Annotated in this window: 16 protein-coding genes; 15 read left to right on the top strand and 1 reads right to left on the bottom strand. The window is 48.2% G+C overall.

Going from position 1 to position 21,141, the window contains the following annotated elements:
- Window positions 1-25: 25 nt before the first annotated feature.
- The 15 genes from pyrR to ACIDITHRIX25_RS95285 all read left to right on the top strand — a co-directional run bounded on the left by pyrR (window position 26) and on the right by ACIDITHRIX25_RS95285 (window position 19,778).
- The gene (gene pyrR / locus ACIDITHRIX25_RS95355) at window positions 26-628 is read left to right on the top strand and encodes a bifunctional pyr operon transcriptional regulator/uracil phosphoribosyltransferase PyrR (protein ID WP_052605986.1); all 603 of its coding nucleotides are present in this window, start codon (window positions 26-28) and stop codon (window positions 626-628) included.
- 14 nt (window positions 629-642) lie between these two features.
- A complete protein-coding gene (locus ACIDITHRIX25_RS95350) occupies window positions 643-1,572 on the top strand; it encodes an aspartate carbamoyltransferase catalytic subunit (protein ID WP_201733172.1) in 930 nt (309 codons plus the stop codon).
- Complete coding sequence (locus ACIDITHRIX25_RS95345; RefSeq protein WP_201733171.1) at window positions 1,569-2,969, top strand: dihydroorotase; 1,401 nt, start codon at window positions 1,569-1,571, stop codon at window positions 2,967-2,969. The genes ACIDITHRIX25_RS95350 and ACIDITHRIX25_RS95345 overlap by 4 nt, the downstream gene beginning before the upstream one ends.
- Window positions 2,960-4,081 carry a glutamine-hydrolyzing carbamoyl-phosphate synthase small subunit gene (carA, locus tag ACIDITHRIX25_RS95340; protein ID WP_349632157.1) on the top strand — a complete coding sequence of 374 codons (1,122 nt, stop codon included), beginning with the start codon at window positions 2,960-2,962 and terminating at the stop codon, window positions 4,079-4,081. The genes ACIDITHRIX25_RS95345 and carA overlap by 10 nt, the downstream gene beginning before the upstream one ends.
- A gap of 89 nt (window positions 4,082-4,170) precedes the next feature.
- A complete protein-coding gene (carB, locus tag ACIDITHRIX25_RS95335) occupies window positions 4,171-7,503 on the top strand; it encodes a carbamoyl-phosphate synthase large subunit (protein ID WP_201733170.1) in 3,333 nt (1,110 codons plus the stop codon).
- Window positions 7,504-7,742: 239 nt separating this feature from the next.
- A complete protein-coding gene (locus ACIDITHRIX25_RS95330; protein WP_052605990.1) occupies window positions 7,743-8,675 on the top strand; it encodes a beta/alpha barrel domain-containing protein in 933 nt (310 codons plus the stop codon).
- A gap of 553 nt (window positions 8,676-9,228) precedes the next feature.
- Window positions 9,229-9,912, top strand: coding sequence for an orotidine-5'-phosphate decarboxylase (gene pyrF, locus ACIDITHRIX25_RS95325; RefSeq protein WP_052605992.1), 684 nt, complete (start codon window positions 9,229-9,231; stop codon window positions 9,910-9,912).
- A gap of 226 nt (window positions 9,913-10,138) precedes the next feature.
- The gene (locus ACIDITHRIX25_RS95320) at window positions 10,139-11,563 is read left to right on the top strand and encodes a hypothetical protein (RefSeq protein ID WP_201733169.1); all 1,425 of its coding nucleotides are present in this window, start codon (window positions 10,139-10,141) and stop codon (window positions 11,561-11,563) included.
- Between the two features lie 143 nt (window positions 11,564-11,706).
- Window positions 11,707-12,027 carry an integration host factor, actinobacterial type gene (gene mihF / locus ACIDITHRIX25_RS95315; protein ID WP_052605998.1) on the top strand — a complete coding sequence of 107 codons (321 nt, stop codon included), beginning with the start codon at window positions 11,707-11,709 and terminating at the stop codon, window positions 12,025-12,027.
- A gap of 5 nt (window positions 12,028-12,032) precedes the next feature.
- Window positions 12,033-12,593, top strand: coding sequence for a nucleoside/nucleotide kinase family protein (locus ACIDITHRIX25_RS95310; protein ID WP_052606001.1), 561 nt, complete (start codon window positions 12,033-12,035; stop codon window positions 12,591-12,593).
- Between the two features lie 268 nt (window positions 12,594-12,861).
- Window positions 12,862-13,227 carry a DNA-directed RNA polymerase subunit omega gene (gene rpoZ, locus ACIDITHRIX25_RS95305; RefSeq protein ID WP_235347797.1) on the top strand — a complete coding sequence of 122 codons (366 nt, stop codon included), beginning with the start codon at window positions 12,862-12,864 and terminating at the stop codon, window positions 13,225-13,227.
- A gap of 884 nt (window positions 13,228-14,111) precedes the next feature.
- The gene (coaBC, locus tag ACIDITHRIX25_RS95300; RefSeq protein ID WP_201733168.1) at window positions 14,112-15,365 is read left to right on the top strand and encodes a bifunctional phosphopantothenoylcysteine decarboxylase/phosphopantothenate--cysteine ligase CoaBC; all 1,254 of its coding nucleotides are present in this window, start codon (window positions 14,112-14,114) and stop codon (window positions 15,363-15,365) included.
- 110 nt (window positions 15,366-15,475) lie between these two features.
- Window positions 15,476-16,669, top strand: coding sequence for a methionine adenosyltransferase (gene metK, locus ACIDITHRIX25_RS95295; protein WP_052606279.1), 1,194 nt, complete (start codon window positions 15,476-15,478; stop codon window positions 16,667-16,669).
- Window positions 16,641-18,731 carry a primosomal protein N' family DNA-binding protein gene (locus ACIDITHRIX25_RS95290; protein ID WP_201733167.1) on the top strand — a complete coding sequence of 697 codons (2,091 nt, stop codon included), beginning with the start codon at window positions 16,641-16,643 and terminating at the stop codon, window positions 18,729-18,731. Before metK ends, ACIDITHRIX25_RS95290 begins: the two co-directional genes overlap by 29 nt.
- 771 nt (window positions 18,732-19,502) lie before the next feature.
- Complete coding sequence (locus ACIDITHRIX25_RS95285) at window positions 19,503-19,778, top strand: hypothetical protein (RefSeq protein ID WP_052606276.1); 276 nt, start codon at window positions 19,503-19,505, stop codon at window positions 19,776-19,778.
- A 440-nt stretch (window positions 19,779-20,218) separates the two neighbouring features.
- On the opposite strand, the gene ACIDITHRIX25_RS95280 is transcribed toward ACIDITHRIX25_RS95285, so the two are convergent.
- The gene (locus tag ACIDITHRIX25_RS95280; RefSeq protein ID WP_201733166.1) at window positions 20,219-21,046 is read right to left on the bottom strand and encodes an SCO6745 family protein; all 828 of its coding nucleotides are present in this window, start codon (window positions 21,044-21,046) and stop codon (window positions 20,219-20,221) included.
- Between the last annotated feature and the right edge of the window lie 95 nt (window positions 21,047-21,141).

Genomic DNA, 21,141 nt, shown 5'->3' with positions numbered 1-21,141 from the left:
TACTTACACGGTTCATGGAGGCTAAATGCCATCGAATAAACTGCGGCTCGTACCAACTGGTGCGGGTGGCCTCACACTCAAAGCGCAAGTTCTCTCCAAAACAGAGATAGATCGCGCGATTACTCGAATAGCCCACGAAATATTAGAGCGCAACAGAGGTCCTCATGACCTAATGCTGCTAGGTTTGCTCCGCGGTGGCGAATGGTTTGCCCAGGCGTTGGCCAAACGAATTGAAGTTCTCGAAGGGGTAACGGTCCCTCAGGGTGTTTTAGATGTTACCCACTTCAGGGATGATTCCACGGAGGCTTCGGCTGGCGCAATGGATCTTCCAGCCGATCGTAGTTTTCTGCCTTGTTCCGCAGAGGATAAAGTCGTCATTTTGGTTGATGATGTTATCTTTACAGGTCGAACGGTCCGTGCTGCTTTGGACTCGCTTTTATCTCGCGCTCGGGCATCTAAGGTCCAACTTGCGGTGATTGTGGACCGTGGCCATCGGGAGGTGCCAATACGCCCTGACTTTGTCGGCAAGAACTTGCCAACAGCTCTTAGTGAATACGTTGAGGTTACCCCTGAATCGATCTCCATCTACCAAGATCAGGGACAGACAAACCAAGTTCAAGAATCCTAGGGCGGTATTGCTAAATGCTTTCAGAGGGGCTTCATACAATTCAACAACTCGGCGAAGCGGATTTGAGGTCTATCATAGACCGTTCGCTGGATCTTCGCGGTGGTGCAAGTCCAAGGGTTTATCGGTCCAAAACTTTAGCGTTGATGTTTTTTGAGAGCTCCACTAGAACGCGTGTCTCCTTTGAGATGGCAGCCAAAAAGTTGGGTGCCTCGGTGGTGGTCTTTGATTCGAAGAACTCATCCTTAGCTAAGGGCGAGACCCTAAAGGATACAATCTCGACGATTTCGTCCTATTGTCCAGATGCCATAGTGATTCGTTCCTCTTTCGGTGGTGCTTCAATACTGGCTCAAAGGTGGTCCAATAGCGCGGTCATTAACGCTGGCGATGGAGCTCACCAACATCCGACTCAGGCTCTCTTGGACCTTGTTACCTTGGTCTCACACTTTGGGTCGATCGATGCTCTGGCGGGTAAAAAGATTGCAATTGTCGGCGATATCTCTCATTCGCGCGTCGCGCGTTCCCTGATATCCCTATTGTCAAAGGTTGGCTCCAAGGTGGTACTTGTGGGTCCCAGGGATCTTGTTCCGTGGCAATTTGAAGGCGAATCTGTCGAAATCAGTGATTCGTTTGATTCGGTTGTTCCTAAGGTCGATATCTTCTACATGTTACGAGTGCAGCGCGAACGGATTCGAGGTGACTCAGTGATCCATGACCAAGAATATGCGAGCAGGTTTTCCTTGACCAAGGAGCGATTTTCAAAGGGTTCTAAAGGCGCGATGATCATGCACCCTGGTCCTGTATTTCCAGGTATGGAGGTGGATTCGGATCTCGCAGAATCTCAGCGTTCGCTAATTAGAGAGCAGACTAGAAATTCCATCTTTACCAGGATGGCGGTCTTAGAGGCGGTCTTTGAGGCCAATTCAAATACAAAGGGAGAGGCTTGAATCGTTCAATCTTGATTTTGAATGCAATTATTGCTGATCGTAATGGGTTTCGTTTGGGTGACTTGCGAATTGGCGAAGGGCTGATTCAAGAGGTTGGCGATCGATTGACTCCGGGCAATGGCGATATTGTACTAGATGTTCGCGGGGGCGTCGTTGCCCCGGCGTTTGTGGATCCTCATACTCATTTACGACTTCCAGGTGATGGCGAGTCAGAGACCTTTGAAAGCGGAAGTCGAGCCGGTGCGCTAGGTGGCTATGCATCGCTCTTGGCCATGCCCAATACCACTCCAGTGGTTGATAACCTTTCTATTTTGTCGCACCTTCGAGAGATGGTAAAAGACCTGCCGCTTCGAATTGCCTTTGCTGCATCAACTACTAAGGCGAGACAAGGAGAAGTTCTCTCGCCAATTGGTGAGCTGGCCAGTGCCGGAGTTAGGGTTTTTACCGACGATGGTTCGGGTGTTCAAAGTAATCTAGTGATGCGCCGGGCTCTAGAGGTGGCATCGCGCCTGGGTGTCGTTGTTGCACAGCACGCTGAAACGTCAGAGTTTTTCGATGGTGGGGTAATCAACGAGGGACTTGTCTCAGCTGAGTTAGGTCTACCTGGGATTCCTGGCATCTCTGAAGAGTTGATGGTTGCTCGAGATATAGAATTAGCCACCAATACCAAGGCTCCAATTCATTTCTTACATCTTTCGACCGCTCGCTCGGCCGAACTGGTTCGTTCAGCTAGGGCGAACGGATTAGCAGTGACGGCTGAAGTCACCCCACACCACCTCTTTTTAGACGATGGAGCAACTAGAAGCTTTGATTCGCGCTTCAAGGTCAATCCGCCCCTTAGAGATAGGGCCTCTATCGAGGCGCTTTGGAGAGCGGTTGGTGATGGAGTCTTTGAGGTAATTGGGACCGATCATGCCCCCCATGCAACCTGGAAGAAGGATGCTCCAATAGAGATCGCTGCCTTTGGGATGTTGGGCCTACAAAACTCGTTCCAAGTTTTACTCACTGGAGCACAAGGTGTAATTGCGGATTTAGGGATCATTCCGAAGCTTCCATCCCAGGTGATAAAAAGTGCACAATTGCTCGATAACGATCCCCATCCATTTGAGTTATTGGCCTGGTTATGGCGGATCATCTCGATGATCTCCTGGCAAAGTGCAAGCCTCATTGGTGATACGGGCGGATCGAGTGGAATCTTGGACGTAGGGGCAATAGCAGACTTGGTGGTATTGGATATTGAAGCGACGCGAACCATGGCGATAGAGGCTCTGGCCTCTAAGGCCAAGAATTCGCCATATCTTGGCATGACACTAAATGGCGCAGTTCGCCATTTGATAGTTGGAGGCAAAGCTTTGGTAATAGATGAGAAACTTCAAGAAGAGGGTAATTGGCGTTGATTTTTAGCGAAGAAACTTTTTTTTCCAGTGATGGTTATCTCGTTTTGAGTGATGGTACCTTTTATGAGATCGAGATCCTCTCGCTCTCTCAAAAGAGCTACGCCGGGGTGGTAGCCCTTGGCGAGGTTGTATTCAACACTGTTCTAACGGGATACCAAGAGGTTGTTACCGATCCATCCTATGCAGGCCAATTTATAACTTTTACTACTCCAGAGATAGGAAACTATGGCTGCAACTTCCATGATATGGAGTCAGATCGGATCTGGGCTAACGCGGTTGCTATCCGCAACTACAGCGGAGTGCGCTCCAACTATCGTGGGGAGAAGTCGCTTCTGGCGCTTTGTGAAGAGTCCAACGTTCCCCTGATACAAGGTTTGGATACCCGAGCCCTGACGAGACATATCAGAGAACATGGTGCCATGCCTGGAGTAATTGGCGTTGGCGACCCAAGGGAACTTGCCAAATTCGCCACCTCCGAACACTCTACCGACAATAAAGATTTAGCTGCGGTGGTCACTAGGGGTAACTCCTTTGAAGTTGGAGAGGGACCTTTGGTAGTTGCGATCGATTACGGGATGAAGTCATCGATCATAAGATATCTAGCGGGGCGCTTTCGCCTTAGGGTGGTCCCGGCGACTACAAGTGGAGCCGAGATCTTGAGCTATGGTCCAGCTGGCGTTTTTCTATCCAATGGTCCAGGTGACCCTTCCGCGCTCACCTATTCCAATAGCCAGATAACAGAGGTACTTGGGAAGGTACCGCTCTTTGGAATATGTCTTGGCCATCAACTTCTTGCTCGAGCTATCGGTGCCACAACCTATAAGTTGAACTTTGGTCACCATGGTGGTAATCATCCGGTTTCGCGCTTGAGCGACCAGGTGGTGGAAATAACGAGCCAAAATCACAACTACGCAGTCGATCGAGATTCGCTCTCTTTGGCCTATGGCAAATCTACAATTACTCATGTCAATCTGAATGACAATGTGGTTGAGGGCTTTTCGCTAGATGATGCAAGGGCCTTTTCAGTGCAATACCACCCAGAAGCTTCACCAGGTCCCCACGACTCGCTCTACCTCTTTGATCTATTCGCAAAAGAAGTGCGATCTGCCTGAGACTACGGGCGATGAGCCCTAGAGCTGGGCTCACACCAACTTTCAATATTGATCTAAGAAACAAATTTAAACTACTAGGAGGAATTCGGTTGGCGGCTAGAACAGATATTAGATCGGTATTGGTGATCGGCTCTGGTCCAATTGTCATTGGACAAGCATGCGAATTTGACTACTCCGGCACACAAGCCTGTCGAGTCCTCTCTAAAGAGGGTTATCGAGTAATCTTGGCGAATTCAAATCCAGCTACGATTATGACCGATCCCGACTTTGCAGATGCCACCTATATCGAACCACTAACTTTGGCCGTGTTAGAGATGATCATTGCCAAGGAGCGACCGGACGCCTTGCTCCCGACCCTTGGCGGACAGACCGCTTTGAATCTAGCAATGGAGTTGAATGCTGCTGGGGTGTTGGAGCGCTACGGAGTTGAGATGATTGGTGCAAATGCCCTTGCTATCAATACAGCTGAGAATAGAGAGCTCTTCAAGAATGCAATGGACGAGCTTGAACTTAGGGTTCCTCGCTCTGGCTTTGCTCATGACATGGAAAAGGCTATAAGCGTCGCCGAGGAGATTGGCTTTCCAGTTGTGGTTCGACCAAGTTTTATCCTAGGTGGTGCTGGTACTGGTATTGCCTTAGATTCCGAGGAGTTCCTAGAGATTGCTTCTTTTGGCCTGAGCGCTTCACCGATATCTGAGATTTTGATCGAAGAGTCCATTGCGGGATGGAAAGAGTTCGAGCTTGAGGTGATGCGCGATCGAGCAGATAACGCAGTCATTGTCTGTTCTATTGAGAACTTTGACCCAATGGGCGTGCATACAGGAGACTCCATAACGGTTGCCCCTGCCCAGACGCTAAGTGACGTCGAATATCAGATGATGAGAGACGCTGCATTTAGAATTATCCGCCGTATTGGAGTGGAGACCGGCGGATCGAATATCCAATTTGCCATCGATCCCACTAACGGTGAGATGGTTGTGATTGAGATGAACCCAAGGGTTTCGCGGTCATCAGCTTTGGCCTCTAAAGCCACAGGTTTTCCCATAGCCAAGATAGCAACTCTGTTGGCGATAGGCTATCGCCTCGATGAGATAGAAAACGACATAACAAAAGTTACACCCGCCTCTTTTGAGCCGAGCATCGACTACGTGGTGGTAAAGGTACCTAGATGGGCCTTTGAGAAGTTCCCCGGTGTCTCTAGCCGACTTGGAACCAGGATGCAAAGTGTCGGCGAGGCGATGGCGATCGGTCGAACTTTTACTGAGGCGCTCCAAAAGGCGATGCGCTCGATCGAACTTGGTCGTTATGGCCTTGGGGGAGATCCGCTGGATAAGTCACTTGATCTACTAGGCCTCGATGAGGTCTTGAACCTGGCTACAAAGGCAACTCCTAGTCGAATCTTTGAGGTAGAATCAGCATTGCGCAAGGGGGCATCGATTGAGCTCGTCTACGAAAAGACAAAGATTGACCCTTGGTTTCTATTTCAGATTCGAAAGATCGTCGACGAGAAGAGGTTTTGGAGCGATCTAGCAGTTGACGACGAAGGCGACTCTATTGATTCGTTGAAAGATCAAATAACACGTAAGGATCTACTTCGCGCGAAGCGAAATGGCTTTTCTGATGCTCAATTGGGCTATTTGACCAATACATCTGAGACATTGTTTCGTGAGCTTAGATCGAAGTTCGCCTTAGTGCCTGGATATAAGACAGTTGACACCTGTGCAGCAGAATTTGAGGCGACAACCCCATATCACTACTCCAGCTATGACGGAGAGTCCGAGGCCACCCTTGGGGATCGCAAGAAGGTAATAATTTTGGGGTCGGGGCCAAACCGAATTGGCCAAGGCATTGAATTTGACTACTGCTGCGTGCATGCTAGTTATGCGCTATCTGAAGCAGGCTATGAGACGATAATGCTCAATTGCAATCCAGAGACTGTTAGCACTGATTACGATACCTCAGATAAGCTCTATCTCGAGCCGCTCTTTCCTGAAGATCTAAATTCGGTAATTGAAGCCGAATCAAGCGGTCTTGGTGGCGGTAATCTCGCTGGGATTATCGTTAGCTTGGGAGGTCAAACACCCCTTCGGTTAGCTCAAGGAATTGATCCAAGCCTGATTTTAGGCACATCAGCTGACGCCATCGATATCGCCGAAGATCGAAAGCGATGGTCGGCAATGTGTGAGTCACTTTCGATTCCACAGCCCCCAGGTGGTACTGCAACGACCTTTGAAGAGGCTTCAAAGGTCGTTGCAGAGATTGGCTTTCCTGTTTTGGTGCGTCCGTCTTATGTCCTTGGTGGCAGAGCCATGGAGATTGTCTACGATCTTGAAGAATTTGAGGCTGCATTTTCGCGCCTTAGTGCGCTGTCGGCCGAAGGTGGCGAAGCGTCGATGCGCCCGGTTTTGATCGACTCGTTTTTAGAGGATGCAATTGAGATCGACGTCGATGCCATCAGGGATCAAGATGGTGGCTTTTTACTAGGGGGCATCATGGAGCACGTTGAGGAGGCCGGGATCCACTCAGGCGATTCAGCCTGTGTGATTCCACCGATAACGCTTCCCCCGCAGATCCAGCAAGAGATCGTCCAAACGACAGCCAAGATAGCAGATGCACTTTTGGTGGTGGGGTTGATAAATGTACAATTTGCCCTCAAAGCCGGTTCGCTCTATGTCATTGAGGCTAACCCTCGAGCTTCGCGTACCGTACCCTTTGTCTCTAAGGCAACGGGCGTACCACTTGTCAAGATCGCAAGTTTGGTGATGGTCGGACGTAGCCTAAAAGAGCTTGCCTCAGAGGGGATCCTTCCTGTAGCGGTGGATCGAGACTACTATGCGGTAAAAGAGGCTGTAATGCCATTTTCACGCTTTCCTTCAGCTGATACTTTGCTTGGGCCAGAGATGCGCTCCACCGGTGAGGTAATGGGTATCGACTCCACCTTTGCCCTGGCATTTGCTAAATCTCAATTGGCAGCCGGAACCTCCCTTCCCTCTAGCGGAAAGGTCTTTTTATCCCTCGCCGATCGAGACAAAGCATCGGGGGTTGAGTTGGCCCGTCGTCTGCGCGCTCTAGGATTTTCAATAGCTGCTACCAGTGGGACTGCAAAGCTGCTATCGAGTTTTGATATTTCGGTTGATGACGTGGTTGGTAAGATTGGCGAAGCTCAAGACGACGAGTTGGACGCAGTGAGCCTTATCTCATCGGGTGAAGTTGGTCTTGTGATAAATACACCACGAGGACGAGGACCAAGAAGTGACGGATATCATATTCGAAGTTCCGCCAATCGTTACAAGGTGGCCTGTGTAACTACCATGTCTGCTGCGCTAGCTGGCGTTTCGGCGATCGAGGCACTAAAAGACAACAAAATGACCATTACCTCGATTCAAGAGTTCCACCGTTCGATCTCCAAGGGTTCGAGATAGCGCTACAGTACAAGTTGATACCATGTTGTTGATACAGCGCCGTTGATACAGTGAAATGGCAGGGCGCAACGAAACGGCAGGGCACAACCGAAGTATTCTTTAGTTTGGGTAGTAACGTCACTGGATCTAGAAAATAGTATTGGAGCGGTTGTGCTTTATTAGGCGATATTAGGCGATATTAGACAATGGAGCCGAATTGAATTGGATGGCTAAATCGGGAGGTCGAGCAATTGGTTGATATGACAAGTGTGATTTGCCAAGGGCTGACCTTGAAGACGCCAGTTATGAATGCATCAGGCGTTGGGGGTTTTTCAAATGAGTTGCACGGATATGTCAATATGGCCGAGATGGGTGCATTTGTCACTAAATCGCTAGCCCCTTTTGAAACCAAAGGCAATCCAGCTCCTAGGGTTGTTGGTGCAAATGCGGCCATGTTGAATTCGGTTGGCCTTACGGGGCCAGGAATTGAATTTTGGCGAGAGAACCTACTTGCTAAGTTGGTGAAGATAAATGTTCCCACGATCGTGAGCATTTGGGGAAGAACCATCGATGATTACGCTCGAGCTGCAGCTCTTCTACAAGGGGTAGATCCAATAGTGGTTGGCGTTGAGGTAAATGTATCTTGTCCAAATATTGAGGATAAGAACAAGATGTTTGCCCATTCGGTTACCAGCGTAGGCGAGATTCTTGATGCCACAAAGGAATTGTCACTGCCTAGACTTATTAAACTTTCTCCAAGCACACACCTTCTGGGGGAGATCCTTGAAGTAGTTGATGCCTCAAGTGCATCTGGGGTGGTCCTCACAAATACAGCTCTAGGTCTCTCTCTTGACATGGGTAACCTTCTGCCATCTCTTGGGGCGCGCGGTGGAGGACTCTCGGGTCCAGCGTTGCATCAGATTGCATTGAGAGCGATCTACGACTCCTATAGGGCACTTCCGAATCTTCCGATCGTCGGTGTGGGCGGAGTCTCGAATGCCCGAGGGGCTATTGAGATGTTGGCAGCTGGGGCTCGAGTAATCCAAATTGGAACGGCATCCTTTGTCGAGCCTCGAGTAATCTCGAAGGTGATTCAGGATCTTCCAAAAGAGATCGAGAAGTTGGGGTTTTCAGCTGTTTCGGACCTCGTAGGTGCCGCTCATCGTGGTGGAGCTGCCGCTACACGAGATTGATCGTTTTCTGTGGTTTTCCATACTTTGGCTTCTTCAATTGGTCGAGCATGGCAACTGAAGCCAGGCGGTAGATAACGATAGATTGGTCGATTCCCACATAGTTGACTCCACAGAGCCGGCTGTACCACAGAGCCGCGTGTATCACAGAGAATCGCCTTGGGCTAAGTGGGCCAATACTTATAAGATTCCTTTGGCCATCAAGAACAATTCCATGTGTGCCTATATCTTTGCCACCATGTTGGCTACTAGGGGTAACTCGGGGAGGATGCTTGATTGAGGGGGCCTCTAGCACCTCGTTGTTTCATTGGCATGATTGGAGCAAGAAGACGCTCTATGAGTTTTCAATTGCAACCTATTTAATGGTAAATACGTTTCCAAAACTGATATATGCATACGACTTCTATGCAAGTATTGATTTGGGAAGTTTCGAGTTAAATTGACTTGATTTTTTTAGTTTTGACCTGTGAAATTTTGACCTGTGAAGTCGCGTAATAAAAAAGGCAGGCTTGACTAGCCCTTGTGGTCCTTTGATACCAAGAAGAAAGATTGTGAGATGTCAGACTCTAGGCTCGCATTGGCGATAGATACCGATGATGTGGTTGAAGCTCTTCGCTGGGCGAAGGAGTATTCCTATGCATTTGGATATGCAAAGGTTGGTTTGGAGCTGTTTGTGTCGGAAGGACCAAGTGTAATCTACTCCTTGAGGGAGCTCGGATATAGAATTTTCTTGGATTTGAAGCTTCATGACATTCCTAATACCGTCTTCAAAGCAGCCAAGGTCATAGGTAGCTTTGGTGTGGAACTCCTGACTGTTCACTCTCTGGGAGGCCTTGATATGCTAAAGGCTGCCGTTGAGGGCGTGGTGACTGGGGCGGTTCTAGCTGGAGTCGCAGAGCCTCCGGCGATCATAGGGGTGACCTATCTGACCAGTGATTCATCCATCGACCCCGCGGGTTTCGCCGAGCGATTGACTCTAATTAAAGACAGCGGCGCCCGTGGATTTGTCTCTTCTGGTCACGAGGTCGCTAGAGCTAAGGAGCTTGAGCCAGATCTTTTTGCGGTCGTTCCCGGAATACGTTTTAGAGACGATGCTAGAGATGATCAATCTAGAGTCATGACACCCACCCAAGCGCTGACTCAAGGAGCGGACCTTCTTGTTCTGGGTCGAAGCGTGACGCGCTCACAGAGACCTCGCGAGGCTATTGAGATGCTTCTGGAGTCGATTTCGAAGATTTAATATGGTTATTAGCTGAGCGAATCACCTTGATTTTATCAATTTTACCCGTGGCATCGCTGTCTCTAAATGGAATTAAAGTCGACTCGTTTTGAGTACGAAGATTTTCTATACATGTAGGTTTTCGGGCTTGTTGACATTTGGGGACGTCTAATAGAGATCTTAGGATCGCTAGATTTGCCTATCTATGCCTCTGTAGCCGCAAGTGTGCTATTAGGAAGGTCGCACTATGAAGCGCAAAGAAAAGATGCTTTCTGACGCCAATATGATCCAGTGCGGGGATCTGTGGGGCGGTGGCTGTCATGAAGTGCTTTTAGATGCGGATCGATTTAGATGCAAGATAGATTCACATACATCGAGTCGCCATGCAATAGTAATTCGAGATGCACTCCGTGTTGGCTTTGAGCCCGATGAATTGGTGGTACTTCAGCGGATCGAAAGCGACGATGACCTCTCGACGGAGTTGTGTGACTTTTTGTCAACCTCGCTGGAGGGACGGTTTTTATTGGCGCGCCATAGATGCTGCCCGCCCGAGGTGATGAGAAAGATCATCGATTTCAAAGAGCTTAAAGTTCTTCGTGCTGCTTCGACAAATCGATGCGCTCCGGCGGATGTGTTGGTGACCATGAGTTCCCATAGCGACTATGAGGTTCGTGCTAATGTGGCAGAAAACACCTCTTGTCCAAGGGATGTTCATGCTAGCTTGGCGGGCGATCGTTCGGTTACTGTGAGGGCGGCCGTTGCGTCAAACACGGTGGTGGATCCTGCGATCTTGATAAGCCTTATGCACGATGATAGCGACCCCGTGAGATTAGCATTGGTCAAAAATCCAATCTCACCCCCAGCGGTCTTAGAGTCACTGATCTCTGGCAAATCACATGAGATTAGAATCAGAGCGGCTACGCACCCTAACTTGAATCGATCCTTGGCGCTCAAACTATCTCGGGATGTAGATTGGCGCGTGAGGGGAGCCCTCGGAGCATCCATTACCGCTGTAATTGATGGATCGTTAGAGATCTTTCGGGCATTGGCTTGCGATCGAGATGTCCCAGCGAGATCTAAAGTGGCCGCAAATAGCTGCCTTCCGGAGGATTTGGCACTTGAGCTTTGCCAAGACCCCGACTATAGCGTGAGACATCACTTAGCGGCAAATAGTGCTCTGTCGGTGGCTACTTATGCAAGGCTCCGCTTTGACGAGCGTGCAAGCGTACGTCGCAACCTTGTCAACAATCCCAGCCGACCGCTCTTTTACAGCGATGAAGAGGTGGAGAAGTTTATGGACTCCAATCCTGACTTTGCGTGGCTGGTCTTTTGGGGCGACCACCGTTTGACTCCGATCAATGCTCGTCGCGCAGTGGACCTTTCGATTGGAAAGAGCCTTCCTTATGACGACTTCTTTTTCATTCACGAAGAGAACCGTGTTCTTTTAGGTGAGCTTTTTTTGGCGGGAAAGATCAAATTTGACAAGCGAGAGAGCTTGAGCCTTTTGCATTCGATCTGTCAAATCGAAGACCAGATCGAGTTGTCAAAGAATATCTATTCTGTGATTGCTGCCCGTGGGGAATTCGATACACTCCATGGTGCCAAGGAAGTCCTTCGTGCATCATACGGCCAGGATCAACTTCGTGATTTTAAGGTTTCCGGACTCCACTGATTTGGCCTCAAATCCATTAATAACATTACGTATATGTTGATATTCGATTCATGAAATGACTACATTGATATTAATTACCAACTTTTTTTTGAAATTTTGCCGAAATCGACACGAAGTGTCGTAGCCTGCGGTAATTTCACAATATGCCTTTGCCTCCACAATTAACACCAGAACAAAGAGCCGACGCACTAAAGAAAGCTGCTGAAGCCCGTAAACAACGAGCTGAAATCAAAGAAAAGCTAAAGCTGGGTACGGTTACCCTCTCTGAGCTTCTTGAAAAGGCTCCTAACGATGAACTTATTGGAAAGATGAAAGTCGCATCCGTTCTTGAATCTCTGCCAGGAATTGGCAAGGTTCGCTCTAAGAAGATTATGGATGCTGTCGGAATCACTGAAACGAGACGCCTCCAGGGTCTAGGGGTCAAGCAGAAGCAAAATCTGCTTGAAGAGGCTTCTAAAGCCTAGCTAGCTTGATTTTCGTCCTTTGTGGTCCGGGCGGCGTCGGTAAAGGTACCGTTGCCGGCCGACTCATTGAATGTGTTGAGAACCTCTCTTTGTCTCGCTCTTGGACGACAAGAACTCGTCGTGAAAATGAATCGGCGAGCGCTTACGTCTTTGTGGATGAAGAGAGCTTTCTCTCTAAGGTTGCCGACCACGGCTTTATTGAGTATGCTCGTTTTTTAGACAACTTCTACGGAACACCGCTTCCAGAGGAACGGTTTTTTGGGTGCGAAAGTCATCTTCTCCTTGAGATAGATGTTCAAGGTGCCAAACAGATTAGAGAGCTGATTGCATCTGCAAAGATTATGGTCTTAACTCCGCCAAGCGATTCAGAGCTAGAGCGTCGGCTTCGCGTTCGAGGTGACGACCAGGGTCATATTGCTGCTCGTGTTGCCTTGGCAAATAGCGAAATTGAAAGTGCACTGGCTCTAGGCGGACAGCGCTTTATCAATGATGATCTTGAGGCGGTAGTCGCTGAGATAGCGGGTTTTATTGAAACCTGTATTGGCGATTGTCACGATCATCCCTAGATTGCCAAGATTATCCCTAGTGGCTCTTTGTCATTCATGACTTGACTTGATGACTTGATGACTTGACTTGATGACTTGACTTGATGACTTGACTTGATGACTTGACTTGATGACTTGACTTGAATTGGGAGATTAGCTATCAACACCGAGGTGGTCATGGCCATCAAGGTAGAGTAGCTCGGATTCCTTAGTCTTTGCGATAGTCGTAACTTCAGTGAACTGGACTAGACTGAAAAGCCGTATTTAATGTTTTTTTTAAGGATTCGCATTGGCTAAGTCTGCATTCGATGGTTCGCTTATGAGTCCCCCAATTGAGGACCTTTTGGATAAGGTTGATTCCAAGTTCTCCCTAGTGACACTCGCTGCGCGTCGGGCCCGACAGATCAATGCCTATCATGCTCACCTTGGTGGAAATATGGGAGCTATAGTCCCACCCCAATTTGACGACGTTACACGAAAGCCCCTGTCAGCATCGTTTGATGAAATTGCTTCTGGCTTTGTGGTTCCGATTCGTGAGGCGATTGCAGCTGTTGTAATACCAGAGTCAGAGGACGCTGAGGAGTTCGATGCAATGGATCTTGGCGATGAGATCTTTATTGCCTCTGAGATCGATGGTAACGGCGAACTGGACTGAGGTCTTTTGCTCTTGGGTAATCCCTTCTCGTAACGACTTAGAAAAAACTACTGAGTGAATCTCTGCCTATCGTAGTTTTTCTTTCCCTCGCATCAGTTTTGATGGCATCTGCGACGAGCGGGTGCCATTTTTTTATTCAAATACTTTATTTAAATTTTGTATTCTAAGGCGCCCGTTCGCAGCTGATTCGATGTCTTTCCTATGTTGCTCCCAGCTAAAGCGAATCCTTTAGCTTGAAGGCAAAAATGCATCCAAGAGATGGCGAACTAATGGGTGTTCCTGCGATGACTATCGATTGTTTTTGGAATTTATTGACTTCGGCTCTGCAAAAGCCACTTTGAGTTACATGACTTGTTTGGTGTTTTAGCCCAAAAGTTTTAGCCAAATAGCTTTCAGCCCAATAGCTTTTAGCCCAAGAAGTCCCAATGCGGTAGCTTTTTCGCTTCATTCGAATGGGCAGAACAGCTGGGATTCTGTATTCTTCCCCAGTACCTATTTGTGCTTTCTCCCTTCTCCCTTATCTCTCAAGATATTTCTAGGTCTTTTGAGGGGTCAACTTGTTGAGCTCTATTTATCCTTGGGCGCGGCTAAAGATGGGGCTTAAGATATTGATCGGTGTTATCTATTCTTTTCGTAATTAGTTCCCTGATTGCTTTGTTGGTTGTTCACAAGTGACAGCCACCAAAGTAAGTGCGAACCAGGAAAATGCGAAGACATTGACGGCAACGGCTTTCCATCTTCTTTTTCTCTTCCGGTGACGTTGCCTTTTCTGGCTGTCTGACTCATAATCTGCTTATTGAAGGTTCGGGTTCTCTCGTCAAAGTAGGACCATAACCTACGTCTCATCGAGGTAGTTGGGATCAAGTTGGATAACATCGAAGGTAATGGAAAAGAATTTAATTAAAGGCAAGAATATAGCGCTGGGGGTTTCGGGTGGCATTGCTGCATATAAGGCAGTTGAGCTTTGCAGAGCACTCGTTGATGCCGGCGCCTATGTGACTCCGATATTGACCGAGTCGGCGCTTCAATTTGTCGGCCTTGCAACCTTTCGCGCCTTGGGTACCCACGAGCCGTTGACCGATCTGTGGACTTCAGGAGATCCAATTCCTCACACCAAGGTAGGGCAGAATTCAGATCTAATAGTTGTTGCTCCTGCGACTGCCAATCTCATTGGAAAGTTTGCAGGTGCTATCGCCGATGATGCGCTAACTACTACATTGATTGCGAGCGCTGCGCCGATAGTTCTTTGCGGGGCAATGCACACAGAGATGTGGTTCCACCCAGGGGTCATAGAGAATGTTCAAAAGATCAGGGATCGGGGATTTTGCGTAGTGGATCCTGAGGCGGGTCGACTAGCGGGTGGCGACGTTGGCTTTGGGCGGCTAGCCCCGACGCATAAGATTATGGAAGCGATTCAAACTGAGTTGGAGCGGAGAGATGAGGAAGAGGCAGGAGATTCTCAGCCGCTGAAAGGCCGGCGCCTTTTGATAAGTCTCGGTGGCACCAGAGAGGCGATCGATCCAGTTCGCTTTATTGGCAATCGATCCAGTGGCAAACAGGGAATTGCAATCGTCACAGAAGCCGCTTTACTTGGCGCTGTAGGTGTGGTTGTATCTACCGTGGACTTTGCTCGCGTTGATGGTTTCGAGACGATTCGGGTTGAGAGCGCGCTTGAGATGCACCAAGAGATACTTTCCCATTTGTCAGAGAGCGACGGACTCATCATGTGTGCTGCTGTAGCGGACTATCGGGTGAAAAATCCTGCCTCAATTAAGATCAAAAAGGGTGCTAGTGCGCCTCAAATTGAACTGATCGAGAATCCCGATATCTTGGCTGACTCCTCTAGCTACATAAAATCGAACGACCTTAAATGTGTAACCGTTGGCTTTGCAGCTGAGACCAATGATGCTCTTTTAAATGGGAAGAAGAAGCTATCCAAGAAGGGGATCGATTTGATGGTCGTAAACGACGTCACTGAAGATGGAAGTGGCTTTGGATCGGACTCCAACGCTGTGTGGATTTTAGACTCGCAGGGCTCGTCTGAGCGTATCGATCTAGCCAAGAAGTCCAAGATAGCCAAGTCCCTTCTTTTATCATTGGTGAAAATACTTGATTTGAAGTTCCCGTTGAAAAACTAAGCTTTGGGGATAGTTCAACACCGTTAGTAATTTGTGTTGGAAGAGTTTTCAGATTCGCCCCACGGATTCCTTAGGGAAGACTATTAATCAAGGACATGGGAGTTTATAAAATGTCAAAGCGGTATACATTTACATCGGAGTCTGTAACCGAAGGTCACCCAGACAAGATGGCCGATCAGATCTCCGATTCGGTTCTGGATGCCATTTTGACCCAGGATCCAAATGGTCGTGTGGCTTGTGAGACCCTCCTGACAACTGGCTTGGTCGTCGTGGCTGGCGAGATCTCGACCTCTAGCTATGTGGATATTCCCCACCTAGTCCGAAATACGATCTGTGATATTGGGTACACCTCTGAGAGCTATGGCTTTGATGGAAATACCTGTGGAGTAATAGTCTCGATTGACGAGCAAAGCGCTGATATCTCCCAGGGTGTTACCACCGCTCTTGAGACTCGCTCTCGTTCAACCTCGGATGAACTGGATCTTTTGGGGGCCGGAGATCAGGGGATGATGTTTGGTTACGCCTGTGATGAGACGCCAGATTTGATGCCGCTTCCGATTTGGCTCGCGCACAGATTGGCCCAAAGGCTCTCTGAGGTACGTCGGGCGGGTGTTTTACCATATCTACGCCCTGACGGTAAGACTCAAGTAACGATCGAATATGAAGGAAATGTTCCTGTTCGCCTCGATACAGTTTTGATCTCTACTCAGCATCAGCCTGGAATCGATTTAGAGACTCTTCTGCTACCAGACCTACGAGAGTCGGTTATCAATCCTATGATTCCTGAAGGACTTGACCATAAGGGATTTAGGATTCTAGCAAATCCAACCGGTCGCTTTGAGATTGGCGGGCCACATGCCGACACGGGTTTAACGGGGCGCAAGATTATAGTTGACACCTATGGAGGCTCGGCCCGTCACGGTGGCGGTGCGTTTTCAGGCAAGGATCCATCTAAAGTCGATCGATCTGCCGCATATGCAGCTCGTTGGGTTGCAAAGCATGTGGTAGCCAGTGGCGCTGCGAGTCGCTGCGAGGTCCAGGTGGCCTATGCAATTGGTGTAGCAAGACCGGTCTCGTTGATGGTCGAAACTTTCGGTACTGAAGTGGTCTCACCAGATGCGATAACCAAGGCAATTGGCGAGACCTTTGATCTACGTCCGGCCGCGATCATTCGTGATCTCGATCTACGACGTCCTATCTACCGTAAGACTGCAGCCTATGGCCATTTCGGCCGTAACGACAAGGGCTTCACATGGGAGATCCTAAGTAACCTTGATGAATTCAAGCGAGCCCTCGGCAACTAATACCATCTCAGAGTTCCCCAGTGATTTTCATGAACTCGATGAGGGTTTGGACCATGTTGGTCATTTCGTAGGGGTTCGTTTTGACGTCGTCTCTTTGGAGCGAGTATTTTCATATTCGGTTCCCAAAGAGTTGATAGGAAAGATCGGACTGGGAACTCCAGTACGAGCCCCGCTGAACAACAGAAGTGCTAGAGGATGGGTTGTTGAATATCCTCATCGACCCACCGTAGCAATCGATAAGGTTTTAGAGCTCTATTTTCTAGATAATTATGCTCTCTCGACAGATCTCTATGAGCTCTGTCGATTTGGTGCGTGGCGCTATGGGTCGAATCTAGTACATTTCCTAAAACATGCACGAAGTGCGGCCGCTTCAACTCCGTATTCACTTCAAGGGGATGGCGAAGGTATGGGGCGGGCGAATTTGACTAATCCCCCCACCAAGAGATCCTCCAGGCAGGGCCTAGATGCAGGAATTGAGGCGTCAGGAGGTGACGCATTTGAAGCTGGCTCATTAGAAGCTAGACAAGGCTCTGATCTTCAAAAAAAGGCCGCCCCGGGTTCCACCTACATCCGAATTAGCCCATGTGAAAGCGTTGAGGATACCATCTTTGAACTCTGCATTCGGGCTATCTCTATGCAAAAACGAGTACTCGTTCTCTTTGGTAATGAGTTTGAGATGCAAAGAAGTAACTTGCGCCTTGGTCAAATGGGTCTATCTACTTACGTTCTAGAGCGAGGCGATACCAAAAAGGCCAGGTCACAGCGAGTTGACGCTAGCTGTATAATATCGAGTCGTATTGGCGTCTTCGCGCCAATTGGTAATCTCGGAGCAATTGTTGTCGTGGATCCTGCCGATAGCGGCCACAAGAATTCCTCGGAGCCTACCTGGGAGAGTGCCGTCATCGCTCAGCGGCGAGGCGAGTTGGAGCGTTGTGACCTGATTTCAATATCTGGCTATCCAAGTCCGGAATATTCCCATCAAACTCGGATCGTAACCAAGGGAAACGACTCCAAGTGCTGGCCAAAGGTCGCTGAGGTGGATTTGAATGAGAACGGAGGAGTTCTTGTCAATAGCGATCTTGTACATTGGATCAATCGGATTAGGGGGAGCGTTGTAGGAAGAGATAAGGCTCCAGTTCTTTTGATTCATAATAGAAAGGGAAAGATCAATCGATTTAAGTGTACAAAGTGCAAGAAGACCGTTTTGTGTGAGGCGTGTTCCACCCCGTTGATCATGGGAGAACCATACAGCGAAGAGGGAAAGAACACGCCGAATTTTTTACATCACTATGAATTTCGAACCGAGAAGGCAAAGAGCGATTTTGAGAAGCTTTTCCCCAGGGGTCTGATTTGTCCAAAGTGCCGTCTTCCTACCCCAGTAGCCTGTGGCCTTTGTAAATCGACCAGAATTGTAGCGGTCTCATTTGGTACGACCCGAATCGCAGACGAACTTGAATCGATACTTTCTATAAAGGTACCGCTCTTAGATGAGAAGAACTTCTCATCAATCGAAGTTGAATCGGCAGAGGTGGTCGTTGGTACCGTGGGAGCTTTGACGAGGCTCGAGCGAGTGTCGGGAGTTGGCTTCGTGGACTTTGACCAATTCTTTGCTACGCCTAGCTTTCATTCGACTAATCGAATCTTTGGCCACTGGTATAGGGCAGCTCGCCTTCTTTTTCAAAGTGGCTTCGAGCCCAATGGTGAATCTCAAAGTCGGATCTTGATCCAAAGCAGAGATTTGGGCTCAGATCTTCTAAATTCGATGATAACAAGGTCACCAAAGTCTCTTTTGGAGTTAGATCGAAATCAACGCAAGGAGTTAGACTTACCTCCATATTGTGCACTGGCTACCTTTTATGGTGATGGAGCTTCGCTCTTTAGTCTTTCAACCTTTGATTTGATAAATACTGATCCCCGTTTTTCAAATGTCGAGATGATTTCCCTAGGTGAGGATCGCTACGTCATAAAAGCACTAGACCATGACCTCCTTAGTGGCCTGATTGAGACTCTTAGCCCTTACCGCAATGAAGTTCACCTGCACGTGGACCCAAGAGAGATTTAGCCGCTTTGAAGCACGAGAGGCTCTTGCGAGATTTATCTTTACTGACTACTTATTCCGAGGCGTTATTGAATTATTGAGCTTTGTTGCATTGTAGGGCATTGTCGAATTGTCGAATTGTCGAATTGTCGAATTGTCGAGACCGCTATGGCGAGCGGTGTATCTGTATGGGGCAATAGCCCCAAGGCAATAAAGATCTGAAAGATTCCTCTTGGTGAAATTACTTTTTTGATCGTCTTGATAGGTCGTAAAGTTGTGCTCTGTGTCGCTGGTTGATATGGATGGTGAAATTGAATCATTGAGATGAACAGGATTTTTAGAAGCGACGACTTTAAACAGGTGACTACAAAAGCGATCCTCGGCGATTCGTCCCATGTGAGTCGTCCCAGATGAGGCTTTTTAGGCAAGGCGATGCCCATGATTTTTGCTCCAACTCTTTTGCTCCAACTCTCTAGCTGGGTGTTGTTGAGCAATCTCTAAAGGATCCTTTCTTGGTCTCCGTCAAAGGATCTCCGATCTTTTATGTGCTTTTTACCCAGTGGTGCATCCGTGATTCATTGAGATTGTTCATTTAGATTGGCTCGGTTGAATATTTTTGGAATGAGCCATGTAGACGCATTCGAAGCATCGATTACGGATCATTTTTTATGTGATCGTTACTTTTTATAATAGCGTTTGTGGTGGGTTGTTCTTGTTGGAATCGCTTTATTTTGACTGGGTGAGGCCATTGGGAGCGTATTCGTCCCGAGGTAGATTCGATTTCGGATTTTGATAATGGCGACAGTGGCAGTCTGGATAGTTGCTCTCATTGGTATTTTGGCGAACTCGAATTTCAACAGGTCTAAATCCGTGACGTGTCTCGTTATGGCGATCAAAGGAAATTGGGTAGCAGTCGCGAATCTTCGAGAGGTGCGTGAGTTTTTGGAAGGATTTAAAGTTGGCTTGCCTTGCTGCGGGGTCGAATTGACGGTTGCGGCAAATTTGATTTTAGGTGTCGAAAACTTTGAGGTTCAATTAGTGGCCTTTGATTGTAGGAACGACTCCTTGTGACTTTTCATTAATCTTTCGGCGATAGGTCTAGTCTGGTATAATCTTAGACAAATGCCGACTTAGAATTTTTGGGAGATAGGGATGCGAGCGACCCTGACTTAGATAAGGCTGCGTGTCACCTGATTTTTGGTTCTCAAGTCGAAACACGACAGGACCGTAGGTGGCGATGCGCGCTTTGACATATGAGGCATAGACCTATCTCAATAAGACAGAGTTAAATCTCAATAAGACAGAGTTAAATCTCAATAAGACAGAGCTAAATTACGCAGAAATGCATGAACTAGTGCTTTTGAAATGGTGAGATAATGCCATATTGGCTTTCGAATGGTATGTTAGCGCGCTCTTGTTTGTCTGAATTCGAATCTGTTTGGTTTTATGGATGCGGGCGACCTTCCTAAAGCTTTGACACTTGGGAAGGTCGCCTCGGGAAGATGTATCTTCTAAATCGGAAGTGAGTGGGTCTCTTTGACTAACTTCGATAGCTTTTGAAGAGTTTCGATGACCCTTTCGGTATCGTCGGCGAGTTGGGCAGGCCCTTGGTTTGAGAGTGCGTCGGTCTCGTCTTCAATAGATGCCTTCAGAGATTTCCCCTCGGTGGTGAGTGATTGACCGTCTTTAGCGACAAGACCTCTAGTGATTAGCACTTGGAGAGCGTCATCCCACTCTTGATCGCTAAATCCTCGCGATCTGGTGAGAAATTCTCTAGGGATTCTCCCATCTAGGAAGTGGAGATAATTTGCTTCAATTCCACTTATCTGTGCATGCACGAGGCAGTTAATATGGTTGTCGCCTCGGTGTTCACGAAATAGAGTGATCAGCTGCCATAGCCGCGTTGGTCGATCGGAGCTTAATTCTATGGATAGGTGACCGGCAAATAGTGGTCGACCGTAGAGGGGCAACGTCTTGGAAATTGGTTCAAGTTTCTCAATCAAATAATCAACTTCGTCTCCAAGGCTTTGACATGGAACGGCGAGCATCTCGCCTGCTGCTTTGAGTCTCGCCTCGATCATGGCCCCTGGGGTTGTTAGAGACCAAGCTAGGGGTATGAAATTTTCTATCGCTGAAGGCGAAAATGAGTAGAAGCTAGAAGTGACCACAGGGGCTGTTACCGCTCCCATACCTGCCACCCGTGAGGCGAAATAGCCCATAAAGCGGGACGAGACGCCAGCTTGTTTGTAGTATTGGTGGGCCGGGTCATAGAAGTATATGCCAGCATGCGCTAACTCATATGCCTTATAAAAGCGACGTGCATTTGCCAAGTTTTCCAATTCCGTTGGCTCCTTTCATCATTTTTTTCATCCTTTTTGAATAGTTCGCCTCAAATAGAAGATTCCTATCTTTGGTTTGGATGGTCAGTGGATTA

This window comes from Acidithrix sp. C25, from assembly GCF_904848545.2.
The sequence above is the reverse complement of the archived record's forward strand: the minus strand, read 5'-3'. Positions and strand labels throughout refer to the sequence as shown.